The sequence below is a fragment of the Rhodopseudomonas sp. B29 genome, assembly GCF_000333455.1.
Lineage (GTDB): Bacteria > Pseudomonadota > Alphaproteobacteria > Rhizobiales > Xanthobacteraceae > Rhodopseudomonas.
The window spans coordinates 1-1166 of the sequence record NZ_BADD01000597.1 but is presented as its reverse complement, the minus strand read 5'-3'; the positions used below and the strand labels follow the sequence as shown (position 1 = coordinate 1166).

The 1166-nt window shown below is 64.4% G+C and carries 1 protein-coding gene and 1 pseudogene; one reads left to right on the top strand and one right to left on the bottom strand.

What is annotated here, in order from left to right; translation table 11 throughout:
* Positions 1 to 9 precede the first annotated feature (9 nt).
* Positions 10 to 519 (top strand): septal ring lytic transglycosylase RlpA family protein, encoded by a 510-nt coding sequence (locus I5M_RS21555; RefSeq protein WP_031337280.1) that lies wholly within the window; start codon positions 10 to 12, stop codon positions 517 to 519.
* A 225-nt stretch (positions 520 to 744) separates the two neighbouring features.
* Here the strand turns inward: I5M_RS21555 and I5M_RS21550 are convergent.
* A pseudogene (locus I5M_RS21550) lies at positions 745 to 1166 on the bottom strand (primosomal protein N'); the annotation flags it as partial.

The following is a 1166-nucleotide window of genomic DNA, read 5'->3' as shown; positions in this document are numbered from 1 at the left end:
GACTACAGAATGAAGCAAACTAAGAAGTCCCTGCCGGGGATGGCAACCCGGCCGCGTACGGCGGTCGCCTTGATCGCCGCCACCGTCCTGCTCAGCGGAGCAGCGACCACCGAAGCGTCGGCGCGGTCTCGGCATCATCATCGCCATCACGCCCACCACCACCATCATCATCACCATCATGCCGACAACGGCTGGCGCGATTCCAACGCCTCCATCGGCAGTGGTTCGTTTGGCGGCGGACGTAGTTTCTCCGGTATGGCTTCGTACTACGGCAACGAGTCCGGCAGCCGCACTGCTTCCGGCCAGCGCATGAACGCCAGCGCCATGACCGCTGCTCATCGCTCGCTGCCGTTCGGCACCAAGCTGCGTGTGACCCACAATGGCCGCAGCGTCGTCGTCACCATCAACGATCGCGGTCCGTTCGTGCGTGGCCGTGTGCTCGACCTGTCGACCGGCGCCGCGCGCGCGATCGGTCTCACCGGCGCCGGAGTCGGCCGGGTGGTCGCGGAAGTGATGTAACCGCAGAAGCGGTCGCCTTCCCTCAATCAGCAAAGACCCGCTAGGTTTCTGACAGCCGCAGGATATAGAGGCCCGAACCTGCGTCAGGCGCGCCTGATCGTGCGGCGTCAGCATCCGTCAAACAAAGCCCGCCGTCAGCAATGACGACGGGCTTTTGTTTTGCGCCAGAACGCTGCCAGATGTCGCGCACGCGACAGCGGCATGACAAAGCCCACAACTAACAAGTCAAAGGAAGCTTTGCGGATCGACGTCGACTTCGAGCTTCAGGTTTCCCTTGGTCTTGGGTCCATTGGCCAGCCACGATCGCAAGTAATTCGACAAGTCGAAGCCGCGTGCCGATTTGATCAGCAGCCGGAATCGATAGCGGCCTTTGATCACCGCAAGCGGCGCCTCGGCCGGGCCGAGCACCTGCACGCGCTCGTCGACCGGCGCGCAGGCGGCGAGCTGCCGCCCGAAGCCTTCGGCGCTCGGCCGGTCACCGGCCGAAATGATCAGGCTCGCCAGCCGGCCGAACGGCGGATAGAGCGTCCGCTCGCGAATATCGATCTCCGACGCGTAGAAGGCCTCGCGGTCGCAAGCGAACAGCGCCTTCATCACCGGATGCTCCCGCTGATGCGTCTGCAGGGAGCCGACGCCGCGGCCCTGTT

Excerpts from the sequence above, each read along its gene's own strand:
- I5M_RS21555 (WP_031337280.1), top strand. The coding sequence starts at position 10 with ATGAAGCAAACTAAGAAGTCCCTGCCGGGGATGGCAACCCGGCCGCGT.